Origin of the sequence: Pseudomonas sp. EL_65y_Pfl2_R95, assembly GCF_963971045.1 — a bacterium.
Taxonomy (GTDB): Bacteria; Pseudomonadota; Gammaproteobacteria; order Pseudomonadales; family Pseudomonadaceae; genus Aquipseudomonas.
Map to the genome: position 1 here is coordinate 217,333 of NZ_CAXAOV010000006.1, position 13,867 is coordinate 231,199.

Genomic DNA, 13,867 nt, shown 5'->3' on the forward strand with positions numbered 1-13,867 from the left:
CCGAACAAATCTTCGCGTTTCGGGGCTTAAGAAAGCCGATGGGCGGCCGATGTAGTTGTACGTTGTCATACTAATTACAATAAAGCGGAGATTTTTATGCCCCTTCAACTGTCATGGAGGCAGAAATTTCGTTGCCTTATCGCCATCTGCTTGCTCGGCCTGGCGGTGATGGCGGGTTCTGCGTTATGGGTTAATGAGCGACTTTCGGCTGCATTTCAGTCCCAGCAAATGGCGACTGATTTTCAGGCCAAGTCGACCCAGTTGCTCAATGACTGGTTGCGCATGCGTAATCTGCGTAGCCAACTTGCACCGGACACGGTCGAGCGTTTCGGCGAGCAACTGACCGAACTGGAAGACAGTGCCAAGGCGTTTGCCGCGGCGTCTCGTCAATTGGATGACGAAGCCACTGTAAAACGAGCAGACCAGATTGCTGCTCTGCTCAGCAGTGACTTGGCGATGCAGCGCCAGTGGCTGCAACTCAATCAGAGTCTTGGTCTGCGCGCGACAGACAATGTGCGTCAGGTATTGGCTAGCGCCTCCGCCGAGTTGGAAGCAATCAATATTGGTCTGATCAAGACATTTATTGCGACGGCTCTTGCTCAGCAGCGCGATTACTTATCGTCGTTCGATCCAAGCTCAGCGGCAAAAGCCCGGGAAGCGATTGCAGCCATGCAAAAGCAAATTACCGAACTTGACTGGCAAGACAGCACGATCGGTAAGAACGCGCGTGAGTATGAGCAGGCGTTCGGTCAGGCGAATGCTTTGATTAGTCAGATCCGTGACGTGCAGGAACAAATGAAGACTCAGGCGCAACAGATAGAAACCTCTGTAGACCAGCTAGATACCGCGCTTACTGATGGCATTGTCGCGAGTACGGGTCGAGAGGTTGAGCAGGCTCGCCAATCGACGGTGGTCATCTTGGGGCTGACTTTTCTCGGTGGTTCGATATTTCTGCTGATCTCCCTTGGCCAGGCCTCTCGCGCCTTGTTTGGCCAGTTGAACCGTGTGACCGAATTGCTGGCCCGTGTCGCTGCTGGCGATCTGACTGGGCAACTGGCTATTGGTCACAACAAAAAAGATGAGTTCAATCAACTGGGTATTGCCACCAACCACATGATCCAGCGCGTCGGCGGGCTGATTCGCCAAGTGGCCGACGGCAATCGTGAGTTAGAGCGCTTGTACGCCTACCTAAAAGAAGCCATGAGTCGGCTTGAAATCAACAGCGAGCAGGTCGAACAGCAGACCGAACAAGCGGCCTCGGCTTCACAGCAAATTTCCGCAACGGTCAACGAGATAGCCCGCCGGACTAACGATGTCGGCACGGCCTCGCAGGCCGCCTGCAATTCAGCACAAGTCGGCAGCCGGATCATTGGTAGCAGCGTCGACAACATACGCTCTCTATCTGGCGTGATCCGCTCCACCCATGAGCAGGTTACGTCGCTGACCCAAAGTGGTCTGCAGGTCAACAGCATCATCGGTGTGATCAATGGTCTGGCCGATCAGACCAACCTGCTGGCCTTGAACGCGGCAATCGAAGCGGCCCGTGCAGGTGAGGCGGGGCGTGGCTTCTCGGTGGTGGCTGACGAGGTCCGCTCACTGGCGCAGAGAACGGTCGCTGCCACAACCGATATCGGTGCGATAGTTAGCGAACTGCAACGTCAAACCCAGAAAATGGACCAGCTGATCGGCAGCGGTTTATCACTCGCCCAACAGAGCGAAAACGATGCCGGCGATGTGGCCAACGCGATTGGTGAGATCACCCATTCGGTCGAAACCCTGACCGCAGAAATGAGCCAGGTGGTTGTGGCTGTCGAGCAAATTTCTTCGACTACCGACGACATCGCGTCGAAGATGGAAGATATCAACACCCATACCGGGGAAACCCGCACCTTGCGTCAAACATTGGACACCCATACCCAGGGGCTTCAGGCCCAGGTCACAGCACTCAGCGAACGCACGGGGAAGTTTCGCATTGCTTGATGGGCAATCATTTTGCTCCTTGAGCCTAACCGACGTTCTACTGGCACATAAAACGTGGTCTGCCCCCTTTTTACTCTGATACTTGCCTCGGTAGAGGGGATCGCCAAGTGATCAATTTACGTCGGGCAGTGTCCGCTTGGTTGGTTTGGGTGAATAGGGAAGGCGAAGCTGCCACGATCTGGAGTTTCGGGGCAACGTCACTTAACTAGATAACTTCATGCTGAGCTTTGAGGAATAAATTTTCTAAAGTCATACGGCAGCATGCCGGCCAAAGCTTCCCAGCCTAGCTCCTCAATATCGTAGGTAAGTCCAAGTTGATCGAGAACTGTGGTAAGCCTTCTGGGGGCTCCAGCACCCTTGCCGCCGCTGCCTCTCTTCAGTTGTTTCTCTTCTTCATCGAAGTAGAGTTTTGTCACGAGAGTCATAATCCCTAGGCTAAGGACAATCCATTTACGAGACATCATCTGTTCGAAGACCTCGCCGGTTTTGTTTACCGGTATACCGAGAACGGCCATGAGACATTCGGGGTTTTTACGGTGTGCCCGGTATGCTAGCCATAGCGGAGCCATCTTCTGGCGGTAAACCTTTCGCCAGTTCCCAGGTTCGTATATCCATAACGCTGACTCGCCGATTTGCCCCTTGCTGCCAATGAACTTGGCTGCGAATCGTAGGGTCAGCCAGCTCCAGAAACCTTGGTCATTTTCCAGCGTCTCTTCGTCCAGACCTCCGGCGATAATGGCCTTGTCGATGGCTTCTGCAAGATTCAGTTTTGTTGCAAAGGCTTCTTGATCGAAAATAGATGCAGAGATTGGAGCACCGCACGCTTTTGTAAATGTCATACCATCCAGCAACTCTGCTGGCACTGGGGTTGATGGGTTCTGCCGGGCCTGCTCTAGCCAGATACGCATCTGATTGATGCCATCTTGGTTGAGTACTCGCATCTGCAACATTTCCATTTCAATCCTCCTTAGTCATGTCCATGGCATTTGCGAGATTGGCGCGCAGCTTTTTCTCCCTGCTGAAGCCCGTTACAGCTTTTTGAGCCCAGTCATCTATCTCGCTATGTTCGATAGTTTTTGGGCAAGGGCAGCCTGCCCATTTTTTGCCTTGTTCCAACCACATATTTGAGGTACTGCCGTCACCTGCATCGCTCTCATCATCGCCAGTACCTTGTTGGTCGTGCGCTAAGTAAGTGAGGATGGCCCGGATCACACCAGGAAGCAGAGATAGGAGGATAGGGCTGGACTTTATCTCTTGCTTGGTACCCAAAGCGCTGTCGAGCACCAAGGTCGGAGTGTCGCCCATATTCTCAAGCTCCCAGACACCGCCGTGAAGGTCGCGCATGACAATGGGGAGCAGTGAGCGCTGTGGTGTTTGCCCGTCCTGAGTGTTGTGAGCTTCCACGCTTTCAGCTGTTGCCAGCAAACGACAAGACCCAGGCTCTACAACTAATACTCGGTAACGAACATCTTCGGGGTCGCCCATCGAGGAGATGTCGAACTGGGAGCTTGCGCCATCTAAGGTGAATGCCTTCCCCGCATGCCCCCAATCATGGCGGATACGTAGAACCCTGCCGCGTTCGGCCTCTACTACTACTTCAGCATCAGGTTTGAGGTCGTAGCCGTTGAGCTTGAGTTGGACATTACAGGTCAGCTTATTACCCTGAGAATCAAGAATGATTGTCACGTCCTCTCTGAGGATTTTGGTGCGGCCAGTGAAGTTGAATCGACGACTCACTCTTCTGTCTCCTCATCTTCGTCCGAAGATTCTCCGAATGGGGTAGAGCCAACTTTCATTATCAGGTCGCGGTTTAGATCTGCTGCTAGGAATGTCATTTCAAAGTGCGGATCAGTAACGTGAAGCACCAAACTGTCATAGCCGCCGTTTACGACCTTGACCGCGTCGTTGCTCATAATTATGAAGCCACTTTTATCATCAACACCTTTGGTGGCCGCTCTGTGTAAGTCGAAATCGAATCTGGAATGAGCTTTGAACGGGTTGCGACCACGCAGGTCGTAGGCAGCCCTCAAATTTAGGGTGTAGCCCTCACTATTGGTGAAACCCTCGGGGTTGCCTACCAAGTGTATTTCACCTGCTGATTGCTTCAACTTCCAGCATCTTGGTGTTGGAGCTGGGATATTGGGAATATCTATTTCTGGCGTCTTTTGTGGGTTTTTTTTGCGTTCAATCGACTCTTTATCTTTTGATGCTTGTGGCGGTGCGTCGCTAGCCGGGAGAGGGAGAACTGCTGCCAGCAAGTTGTGGTCGGGTTTGCCTTCCTCAGTCATCAGCTTGTCGAGTAGTTTGAGTGCACTTTCTCGCACGAAAGGAATGAGCCTAAGAGCTGTGCTGTACTTCTGCTCTTGGAATTTATCTCGAGAGCTTTTCCAGTCTGTGTGCGCGGGGCATTCAGCTCGGCGCAGGGCATCCGCTATCGCGCTGTTTGAAGTGTGAATAAGGGCAACGCTGTCAGGGGTTCGCTTGCGACTTGTCAGGTTGGGAATGATCAGCTCATCTCTGATGTATATCGGGAAGTGACGGCCAGGCTTTCGCTTGATTAAGACGTCGAAATGGCCTCTTTCAGGTAGGCTTTTGGCTGGCTTGATTACCATCGGAACCCTGAAATGCACGACTTGTCCATGCTCTAGTGCTGACTCTATGTCTTGGGGAGAGATCGAGGTTTTGTAGCTTGACCAGTCATAGTCCAGATCACTTGAGCCTGATTCGTGAATTACGTCGACCTTAACTGTTGGCGACTGACCAAGTTGCAGGAGGTTTCCAGCAAGCTGAATAGCATCTTGGAACTGTTCATTTTCAAGATCTGAACGCTCGAGTTCTTCAAAGCTACTAGCATCGAAACGTTGATATTTATCACTGCAATGATCTCTCAACTCAACAATCAGATTGCCAGCAAGGATCGGTATGAAATACTCACGAGCAATGGCTGATGCTAGGCGCTCCAACGTCACGTGCTCCTCATATACCCAAGGAATAACCAGTCCTAGTCCAGGTTCGTTTTCGCGAGTCAACCGGAAGTCGGAATTCAGCCTCGCCGTGACCTCATCGTTGGTAAACGGAACCTGAAGTCCGCCTTCCTCCTTGCTGAACCAGCCATCTGGTGTGTACTGCGTTTCGGCGATCGTGTGGTGGCGCAGAGTGGTCTGCCCCATTAAGTGTAGTCTTGGCTCTGATGCTCTGATGGTTGCTGCAAAAAACGAACGGACACGACTGGTGCGTGGAATAACGATTTTACCAACACCCCAACTACCGCGAGCGCCGTCGCCTTTGTTGGATAGGCCTTCTGCTCTAAAGAAGTGATAGAAATTGCCGCCAGCTTCTGGCTCAGTCGTGTTTACTTTCCCTTCAAGACCATTTGTGCCGAAGTCTTCGATAGTCAGATACGAGCAGGTTTCTGTATTCCACTCCGGTAGGCGGGCAAGGCTAATTTCCTTCGCAGAGAAATGAGCTTGAACCTCCTCTGGAAACCAAAAAAGAGCCTGTTCAGCAGGTAATTTGCCTAGGGAAAAAACAATTCTGACCGGATCTTTACCAGCCCGAGCATCGAGAGAGTTCTGAATCGTCTCACGAACAAGAGCATGTTCAAGCCCTCCTATGGACTGCTCTTGAAAGAACTCATCCTGCACAGGATCTCGAGCTTTAGCTCCTCTAGATAATGGCAGAAAGCTCCATTGTGGTTGTCCGATCATCCTGAACCTCTCAAAGGCTAATGTTTTAGTCAATTAGGCTTAAAGCTTGAAGTCGCCAGTTGATCCGGTAACTGCATCGCTGAAGCGTGACTTGGCCTGATCCAGCTCTTTCTGTAGCACTTTGAAGATTTTTTTCACATCATCATCGTTGAAGCTATAGGCGTTCCTGTTGGAAAGGTTTCCGATTAGGCGCATGTGATTCATCGCTCTGTTTACACGTTGCTCAGCCAGTTTTACGAATTTTTCACGTTTATCGCCCATATTTTTCTCCAAATATTTACGATCATGTGAGGTTTTTTCTCAACATTTTTTAAATATATAAGGATTGTTTTCTGTTTTAGTCAAGTTTTTTAAGGCCACTGGCCATCATGCGGCTAGGTTCCAGGGATGGGGAGCAGAATACGGGAGGAGAAACCGAGCGGTTTTTTGGCTCGTTGAGCAGGAGTGCGGCCTAGAACAGAGGCTTAGCTTGACGATTTAACAAGTCTGGAGCGAGCGGAAAGCCTGATAAGTTAGGCCAAGACAGGTATTTTTGATTACAATTGCGCACCGTTTACAAGATCCACATAAGGTCTGACTCCGGCCCGCGAACCCGCATTCCCAAAAATCCATTACCCGTCAGCGCTGCCCAGGCATCAGATTGCGGTTGAAGGTGCCGCAAGCGACGTTTTGTGCAAATTTTAATTGCCAGAAGTCTTCTCGCGTACGTGGGGTTGTGGCCTAACGACAGCCTGGGTGTCTGTGCCAGAAACATCCGTAGATGAATATGCACAAGTGGTAGCGAGCAAGTACTATGTCGGATCTTCCGTGAAGGTCACGCTGTTGCAATCGATACCTGAAGCTATGTCGATGCATCAGCCTTCGAAGTTACATCTCCGGAGATGTAGTGCTGCCGCGGATGCCAGCCATTATGCGAGACCTGACTTCTTTGCTGACTATGTCCATGAATCAAAACCAGAAGACTCTTTTCCCAGACCTTGCGCCCGTAGATCCTATTGGTGAGCTTGGTCAGCCTATCCAAGTAGTTGACCTCTTTGCAGGGCCTGGAGGCCTCGGGGAGGGGTTCAGCTCGTTTGGCGACGGTAAGCGATTCGAAATCGTAGTGTCTGCGGAAAAAGATCCTCAAGCTTGGCAGACGCTCCGGTTGAGAGCGTTCTATCGGCTGCTCAAGAAACACAAACGAAGTCATCTCTTCGAATACTACGACTACTGCAACGATCCCAATGCTGCGTATGGCTTTACTCCTTCGGAAGAAACTAAGGAGCTTTGGGACGAAGCTGCCAATGAGGCTAGATGTATAACTCTTGGAAGTGAGGGCGGTAATAAAGAGTTGGATGATGCATTGAACGCCCCCCAAACAGGCTTAGATGAAAAGCGCCCATGGGTACTTATCGGTGGCCCACCTTGTCAGGCATATTCGATAGTAGGGCGTGCACGAAATCAGGCCAATGTGGACTATAAGGCGGAAGAGGATCATCGCCATTTCCTATACAAGGAATACTTGCGCATCATTAGGGAGAAGCAGCCTACAGTCTTCGTTATGGAGAACGTGAAGGGCATTCTCTCGTCGAAGGTCAACAATGAACGGATTTTCTCCAGCATTCTCAGGGATCTTTCAGACCCTCATAAGGCTCTTGGTCAAAAGGGAGACGGCAAGCGCTATCACATCTATTCGCTGGTTACCGGTACGCACTTTTCACCTGGCGATGATGTTGACAAAATAGATCCAAAAACTTTCATCATAAGGGCTGAAAACTACGGTATCCCGCAGGCTAGGCACCGTGTCATTCTTCTGGGTATTTCTGAGGATTGTCTACCTTCGGATGTGAAGCAAGTGAAACTGACAAGTGAGAGCCTAGCGGTCACCGTTGGAGAGGTTTTGGGCCGCCTTCCCACGCTTCGTAGTGGCTTGACCAAAATGACCGATAGCTGGGATAACTGGGCTTCTGTTGTGGAGGACCATGTGAGCTACCTCCGTAACCAGATCGATAAGGCCGATGAGATGTGGCGCGTCCTTGGTGACGTCACGAAAAACTTCAACGCCCCTGTAAGTAAAGGGGGAAGACGGGTCAAGAGAAACGATGCCAAGGATGATGGGGCTACCGGAAGCATTCAGCTAGATAGTTGGTACCGCGATCAGAACCTTGATTACTGGTTGAACCATGAGGTGCGAGGCCATATGCCGATGGATTTGCGTCGATATGTGTTTGCAGCCGCTTACGCAAAACTCCATGGACTATCACCAAAGGGCCATAAAGGTTTCAACCTAAAAGGGCTTGCTCCCGATCACAAAAACTGGGAGAGCGGCGTATTCAGTGATCGTTTCCGTGTACAGGTGGAAAAGCTGCCTGCGACTACGATCACTAGTCACATTTCCAAGGATGGGCACTACTACATTCATTACGATCCTTCGCAATGCCGTAGCTTTTCTGTTCGTGAGGCCGCTCGTATCCAGACTTTTCCGGACAACTACTTCTTCCAAGGCAATCGGACAGAACAGTTTCATCAGGTAGGAAACGCGGTACCCCCGCTTCTGGCATCCAAGATTGCTCAAGTTGTGTTTCGATTGCTCTTCGACAAGCTTCAGGCGTTCGATGACGAGCGCCAAGAGTTAGAGCGTGCAGGTACTTCCGCTTGAGCGCTTGATTAGCGCCTACCCCACGGACGACACGGGTTGATTACTCAATCAGCCTCGAACAATAGGAACGAACAATAGGGGACAGACCACGTTTAATGTAAATCTCCCAAAAACGTCATCTGTCCCCTAATACGCTTTGTGGCGCTGGAGCACGACACGGTTTGGCTGAGCCTGAAGCAATTGGCCGAGTTTGGCCGAGACAAGTCGGTTATCTCGCGTCACCTGAAAAACATTTTTGACAGCAACGAATTGCAGCGCGAGGAAGTTGTTGCAAAAAATGCAACAACTGCCGCTGACGGCAAAACCTATCAAGTCGAGTACTTCAATCTCGACGCCATCCTTTCAGTAGGCTACCGGGTGAGCTCGGCCCGCGCGACCCAGTTTCGGCAGTGGGCCAGTGCGGTGCTCAAGCAGCATCTGATCGATGGCTAAAGACCGGGAGGGGGGGGCTGGTAACATCGTGATCGCGTGTGTAAATGGCGCGGCCACTGTTAAGCGCTTGGGCCGGAATGGAAGGATGCCCGTGCTCTTCCCGGAAAATCCGAAGTACGCGCCCAGGTACACCATCGAAGGTGACCAGATGGAAATATGGAGAGTGGTGACTAATAGCGTGCGGAGCTTTGGGTGATCGCAGCTTTGGCTTAATGTGGCGAAAACCAATGTTGCTGAAAAGTTGCTGAAACAGACATTAATCAGCCTGAATCCACAGCAACTTTCAGCAACATTACAAAGGCCAGATGCAGCGAAACCCGCATGGTGCGGGCTTCGTTGGTGTTTCAAATGGTGGAGCCGGGGGGATTTGAACCCCCGTCCGCCAGTTCTCCGCTGTCGGTTCTACATGCTTAGCCGTGTCTATTAAGTTAACCCTTGGCCGCCCGACGGGCAGGGTGCTTTGGGCGAGTTGTGTAAGTTTTAGCCACTTCGTCCACAACGTACTACGCGGCGATTCTGTTCTATATGACAATCATTTTGGGTTTACAGACATCCCCTCATGATTGCTGGAGCCGAAGCTACCAGAAGTGCGACTAGGCTGCTTACGCAGCTAGTTGAGCACCGTAATTGTCATCATTGGCAATTATAAAGTTTGCAACAGTGGATTTACGAGTTCTGTTACCCACTCGGCATGCCCCTCGAGTTTCGCTACCGGCGTCGAATCCTAATCGGCCCCAAACGGTGGTACGTCTCTAAGACCGCTCTAGTGTACGACAAAGCCCCACCATGCGTCGACCGCCAATGCTCGTTTGCTGAGTCGCGCTGGCAGATATAGGTATGATGGCGCTTGCGAGTAGACGGGTGTTCAGGAAAAGGCATGGGTAATTCATCACGGATATCGTCATATCCACTGCGCCAGTGGCTATGGCGGGCTGTTGTACAGAGCTCGTTGATCCCACTGGTGCTGGTCGAGTGCGTGTTAATCGCTGTCTATATGCTTAGCAACTCCGCCATCCGCGAGGCCCAGGTGGGGTATCTGCGTGACAGTGCGCTCAGCCAGTTATCTACTTCGGTTGACCGTGAGCGGCAGGTGATAGAGAGCCGCCTGAATGGGGTGCAGGTTCAGGTTGAGTTGCTACGGGATGCGGCCCGTGAAGCCCTGCTAAACCAAGATTTCAATGCCGATGAGACGGAGCGCAAGCGTTACAAAACCAGCCCTGAAGGGATCTATTACTCTGAACCCAGCCAAGGCCGTGCGGCTTCGTTCTATTCGAACCTGACGCCGCTGGCGCAGCAGGACCACAACAAGGTTTTGCGCCTTGCTCAGATTGATCCACTTTTGCGCTCCATCCATGCGGCGAATTCGACCGTGGCGGCGGCCTATTTCAATACGTGGGACAGCTATAACCGGATTTACCCCAGCATCGATACGCTAGCGGTTTATCCGCGCGACTTCGATATGACCCAGTTCAACTTCTATTACAAGGCCGATGCCGCGCACAACCCTGAGCGCAAAACAGTCTGGACCGATATTTACCTCGATCCCGCCGGTCAAGGCTGGGTGATGTCGGCTATTGCGCCGGTTTACCGCAATGATTTCTTGGAGGGGGTGGTTGGGCTTGATGTCACGGTCGGGGAGCTGATTGAAGAGGTCAGCAATTTGATTGTGCCCTGGAACGGGTATTCGGTTCTGATTGGTCCGGAAAACACCATCATGGCACTGCCAAAAGCCGGTGAGAAGGATTTCGGCCTGGAAGAGCTGACCGAGGCATCGTACAGCGGCGCGGTAAAGGCTGAGGTTTTGAAACCCAAGCGCTTCAGTTTGACCGGCCGGGAAGATATGCAGGCGCTGTTAGCCGCAATTGCTCAGGGCGATGGTTCGGTTACCGAAACAAACCTTGATGGTCGCAAGCAATTAGTGGCGTGGAGTGAGATTGAGCAGACGGGCTGGAAGTTGCTGCTCGTGGTCGATGAGGTCAATATTTTTCATGAGACCAACCGGATTGCCAGTCACTACCTGAGTATCGGCTATCTGATGATTGTGGGTTTGCTGGTGTTCTATTTGCTGTTTTTCGGTTGGATGTGGCTGCGGTCCAAGCGAATGAGCGCGCTGTTGCTCAATCCGATTGACGCGATAGTGGCAATGCTCCGCCAGCTTGGAAGTGGCAAATACGTGCTGCAGCCGGTACGCAGTGAGATCAGCGAACTGGAGTCCATTTCAACGGCGGTGCTGCAGACCGCTGAGCAGTTGCAGGCGAGTGAGATAGAGCGTCAAGAAGCTCAAGGCATTCTTCAACTGGTCCTTGAAAGCACTACCGAGAGCTTGTGGGAAGTGGACCGCAGCTCATTGACAATCAGCGTCAGTGAACGCTTTCGTAAACGCTTCGGCCTGCCCCAGGGTGTGCTCACCTTCAACGATTTCAATCAGCGTTTGCACCCAAATGATGTAGAGCGTATCCGGCACTTGCGTGAGCAGTTTTCGCGCAGTGGTCAGGAGCACTATGAGGCAGAGTTCCGTTATGCAAACGCCGAGGGTGGTTACGTCTGGCTGCTTAGTCGGGGCAAGGTGCTGGAGCGTAGTGACGCTGGCGAGGTGCTGCGCATTGCCGGTACTCATGTTGATATTACCCGGCTAAAGCTCGCTCAAGAGGAGCTTCGGGGTGCGACGCTGGAAGCGCAATCTGCCAGTCAGGCCAAGAGTCGTTTCTTGTCGAGCATGAGCCACGAATTGCGAACGCCGCTCAACGCCATTCAAGGTTTTGCGCAGTTAATTGAGCTCGATACTCAGGATAAACACAACCGTCAGCAAGAGGCTGATTACGCCAAGGAGATTGTTAATGCGAGCCGTCACCTGACCTCATTGGTTGATGACATCCTCGACTTGTCGAGTATTGAAAGCCGCACCCAGCATTTACACATGGAGCCCGTGGAGCTTTCCAGCCTGTTGTACGGTTGTGCTGAGTTGCTGCAGCCTGAAGCGCAACGCCGCCAGCTGAATATTGTTGTTGAAATGGACAAGGATATCGCGCTGTTTGTTTATGCCGATGCGCGGCGCGTGCGGCAGGTATTACTCAACTTTCTGTCTAATGCAATTAAATACAACTCGCCCCAAGGCACCATCAGCTTGGGGTATGAGGTGCGTACAGATTCGGTAAGGTTGCAGGTTTGTGATACCGGCGATGGACTGAGCGATGAGCAGGTACAGCAGTTATTCGAGCCCTTCCAGCGACTCGGCCGTGAGAGCTCGAACATCCCAGGCACAGGAATTGGTTTGGTGCTTTGTCGCGAGCTTGCCAATTTGATGGGGGGTGAGATTGGTGTGAAGAGCGAGGAGGGCAAAGGCAGTTGTTTCTGGATAGACCTACAAAGCGCAGGCCAGCCAACCGATACTCAGGATGAGCGCACACTGACGCCTCACACACTGACAGTACTCTGTGTGGATAACAGCCTTTCAAGCGTTCCGATGGCCAACGAGGCGCTACAGGGATTGGTCATTGTGCGCGGGGTTAGCAATGCTGCCCAGGCCCTTGCAGCCCTGGACGAAGAGCTGCCAGACCTATTGCTGATAGATCTCGACTTACCGACGGCCACTGAAGGCCTTCAGTTATTACACCAAATCCAGAGTAACGCGGCGTTTACAGGGCTGCCGATAGTGGTGATGAGTGCGCAAGTGGATGAGCAGGTGTTTGCCGATGCGCGTGGGTTGGGGGCGAGTGCTTGCGTGGGCAAGCCGGTCGATCTGAAAACGCTGCGCCGTGTGTTGCTGTCTTCCTTGCATGTCGTCAATCAGGCCGCGCGTTTGTAAGGGTAACTGCAGTTCAGGGTGGACAGCGCAACAGTGTCACAGCCTGCGAGGCTGGTGATTTGTTAGGTACATTGCACTTTTTCATACCACCTTGTGTGGCGGATATACAGCAAGACTGGGGGATTAAAACGCAAAACGCCCGATGCAGTGCACCGGGCGTTCAGGTCAGGGCACAGGCCTTGATCAGCTGTGCAGCGCCTGATCGTTTTCCAGAAACTCTTCCTGGAGCAAGGCATCCGGGTTGCTCGAAGGCTCGTCACTGTCCAGAGCATGGGCGCCACCGCGTTTGTTACGCAGTTTGCCGAACATGTGTTCAAGGGCATGATTGAGCTTGGTCGCAGCGCCTTCAACGGCCTGATCCAAAGAGCTGGCTTTGTGGGTCACTGAAATTGGTTGGTGGCCTTTAGGGCGGGCTTCCATCTGGCAGCGCATGTCATCTGGGCCGGGCTTGTCGCCGTTCTCATCGCTGAGGTGAACTTCAACGCGAGTGATGTGTTCGTCGTAATGCGCGAGTGCGCTTTCTACAGTGGTGCTAACCCATTCCTCCAGTCTGCTGGTGCTCTCGATGTGGTTATCGCTATTGACCTGGATTTTCATAGTTTTCCCTTACTTAGGCACGCTCACATAGAGTGAACTTACCCTATTCGGGTGGGTTTGTGGTGTCTAATTTTTTTGCGGCTTACCGGAGTTGGTGAGCGCACATATGGTGCAGGTGACAGGACAACGCAGAGCACGCGCAACTGTTTAAATTGTCGGTGATTACGTTGCCTGTTCAGATAGCTGAAGTAGCCAGGCAGCCGCCCGGGTTTGAGCCCGTCGGCTGCCATCTACTGTCATTAGCCTGCGTCGGTGTTGGTGTCACCGTTGGGGCCTTTTAGCATTTGCAGCGCCTGCTCAGCATGGCTGCCACATTCTTTTACATTGCCAGCGGCCTTGGCTTCTTTGGCAAGTTTTGTGTGCTCTTCAACTTGCTCTTTCAGCGGAGTGCCAAGCGTGCTGATCACAGCAGAGCTGTCATCGAGCTTCTGCAGGTTTACATCACATAGGTCACTTGCAGCGAATGCTGGAGCTGTCAGAGCTGCTGCGATAACGAAAGCTGAAATACGTTTCATGGTAGTCATCCTTTTCAATGGTAGTTCTCGCGAGCAAGCTCATCATTTAGATGGAGTTGCATCGACGGGTTTTCTTAAGCCATTTCTTTCAAAGCTCATAGAAAATGACCCGGAGCACCGATTGAAAGTTCAGACTTTCGTAAATACAGGCCGGAGTGGATGTAATGGGAAATAACTCAGGTAAGCCCGCACG

At 52.1% G+C, this 13,867-nt stretch carries 12 protein-coding genes and 1 other RNA gene; 5 read left to right on the forward strand and 8 right to left on the reverse strand.

The window, feature by feature from the left end:
• Positions 1-96 precede the first annotated feature (96 nt).
• Positions 97-1,980 carry a methyl-accepting chemotaxis protein gene (locus tag AACY09_RS19155; RefSeq protein WP_339490285.1) on the forward strand — a complete coding sequence of 628 codons (1,884 nt, stop codon included), beginning with the start codon at positions 97-99 and terminating at the stop codon, positions 1,978-1,980.
• A gap of 215 nt (positions 1,981-2,195) precedes the next feature.
• Here AACY09_RS19155 and AACY09_RS19160 read toward each other — a convergent pair whose 3' ends face one another.
• From AACY09_RS19160 to AACY09_RS19180, 5 genes are all read right to left on the reverse strand, one after another.
• Positions 2,196-2,936 carry a hypothetical protein gene (locus tag AACY09_RS19160; RefSeq protein WP_339490286.1) on the reverse strand — a complete coding sequence of 247 codons (741 nt, stop codon included), beginning with the start codon at positions 2,934-2,936 and terminating at the stop codon, positions 2,196-2,198.
• A 1-nt stretch (position 2,937) separates the two neighbouring features.
• On the reverse strand, positions 2,938-3,717 hold the full coding sequence (locus AACY09_RS19165) for a hypothetical protein (RefSeq protein ID WP_339490287.1): 780 nt from the start codon (positions 3,715-3,717) through the stop codon (positions 2,938-2,940).
• Positions 3,714-5,687, reverse strand: a complete 1,974-nt coding sequence (locus AACY09_RS19170; protein WP_339490288.1) for a hypothetical protein — start codon at positions 5,685-5,687, stop codon at positions 3,714-3,716. The genes AACY09_RS19165 and AACY09_RS19170 overlap by 4 nt, the downstream gene beginning before the upstream one ends.
• Before the next feature lie 39 nt (positions 5,688-5,726).
• The gene (locus tag AACY09_RS19175; RefSeq protein ID WP_339490289.1) at positions 5,727-5,948 is read right to left on the reverse strand and encodes a hypothetical protein; all 222 of its coding nucleotides are present in this window, start codon (positions 5,946-5,948) and stop codon (positions 5,727-5,729) included.
• A gap of 459 nt (positions 5,949-6,407) precedes the next feature.
• Entirely contained in the window at positions 6,408-6,542 is a 135-nt protein-coding gene (locus AACY09_RS19180) for a hypothetical protein (protein ID WP_339490290.1), read from the reverse strand.
• 88 nt (positions 6,543-6,630) lie between these two features.
• Here AACY09_RS19180 and AACY09_RS19185 point away from each other — a divergent pair, with 88 nt between their 5' ends.
• From AACY09_RS19185 to AACY09_RS19195, 3 genes are all read left to right on the forward strand, one after another.
• Complete coding sequence (locus AACY09_RS19185) at positions 6,631-8,325, forward strand: DNA cytosine methyltransferase (RefSeq protein WP_339490291.1); 1,695 nt, start codon at positions 6,631-6,633, stop codon at positions 8,323-8,325.
• Positions 8,326-8,463: 138 nt separating this feature from the next.
• Complete coding sequence (gene rhuM / locus AACY09_RS19190) at positions 8,464-8,757, forward strand: RhuM family protein (RefSeq protein ID WP_339490293.1); 294 nt, start codon at positions 8,464-8,466, stop codon at positions 8,755-8,757.
• Positions 8,750-8,953 (forward strand): LexA family protein, encoded by a 204-nt coding sequence (locus AACY09_RS19195; protein ID WP_339490294.1) that lies wholly within the window; start codon positions 8,750-8,752, stop codon positions 8,951-8,953. Before rhuM ends, AACY09_RS19195 begins: the two co-directional genes overlap by 8 nt.
• A gap of 153 nt (positions 8,954-9,106) precedes the next feature.
• Here the strand turns inward: AACY09_RS19195 and ssrA are convergent.
• Positions 9,107-9,493, reverse strand: a transfer-messenger RNA (tmRNA) gene (ssrA, locus tag AACY09_RS19200).
• A 141-nt stretch (positions 9,494-9,634) separates the two neighbouring features.
• On the opposite strand from ssrA, the gene AACY09_RS19205 reads away from it, so the two are divergent.
• Complete coding sequence (locus AACY09_RS19205) at positions 9,635-12,562, forward strand: ATP-binding protein (RefSeq protein ID WP_339490295.1); 2,928 nt, start codon at positions 9,635-9,637, stop codon at positions 12,560-12,562.
• A gap of 183 nt (positions 12,563-12,745) precedes the next feature.
• Here the strand turns inward: AACY09_RS19205 and AACY09_RS19210 are convergent, their stop codons facing one another.
• Positions 12,746-13,159 carry an HPF/RaiA family ribosome-associated protein gene (locus tag AACY09_RS19210; protein WP_339490296.1) on the reverse strand — a complete coding sequence of 138 codons (414 nt, stop codon included), beginning with the start codon at positions 13,157-13,159 and terminating at the stop codon, positions 12,746-12,748.
• Positions 13,160-13,398: 239 nt separating this feature from the next.
• Complete coding sequence (locus tag AACY09_RS19215) at positions 13,399-13,674, reverse strand: hypothetical protein (protein WP_339490297.1); 276 nt, start codon at positions 13,672-13,674, stop codon at positions 13,399-13,401.
• Positions 13,675-13,867: the final 193 nt, after the last annotated feature.

Bases quoted from the DNA above. Each gene is read 5' to 3' on its own strand.
- AACY09_RS19195 (WP_339490294.1), top strand. From the start codon at position 8,750: ATGGCTAAAGACCGGGAGGGGGGGGCTGGTAACATCGTGATCGCGTGT.
- AACY09_RS19160 (WP_339490286.1), bottom strand. From the start codon at position 2,936: ATGGAAATGTTGCAGATGCGAGTACTCAACCAAGATGGCATCAATCAG.
- AACY09_RS19185 (WP_339490291.1), top strand. From the start codon at position 6,631: ATGAATCAAAACCAGAAGACTCTTTTCCCAGACCTTGCGCCCGTAGAT.
- AACY09_RS19155 (WP_339490285.1), top strand. From the start codon at position 97: ATGCCCCTTCAACTGTCATGGAGGCAGAAATTTCGTTGCCTTATCGCC.
- AACY09_RS19205 (WP_339490295.1), top strand. From the start codon at position 9,635: ATGGGTAATTCATCACGGATATCGTCATATCCACTGCGCCAGTGGCTA.
- AACY09_RS19180 (WP_339490290.1), bottom strand. From the start codon at position 6,542: ATGCATCGACATAGCTTCAGGTATCGATTGCAACAGCGTGACCTTCAC.
- AACY09_RS19210 (WP_339490296.1), bottom strand. From the start codon at position 13,159: ATGAAAATCCAGGTCAATAGCGATAACCACATCGAGAGCACCAGCAGA.
- AACY09_RS19215 (WP_339490297.1), bottom strand. From the start codon at position 13,674: ATGAAACGTATTTCAGCTTTCGTTATCGCAGCAGCTCTGACAGCTCCA.
- AACY09_RS19170 (WP_339490288.1), bottom strand. From the start codon at position 5,687: ATGATCGGACAACCACAATGGAGCTTTCTGCCATTATCTAGAGGAGCT.
- AACY09_RS19175 (WP_339490289.1), bottom strand. From the start codon at position 5,948: ATGGGCGATAAACGTGAAAAATTCGTAAAACTGGCTGAGCAACGTGTA.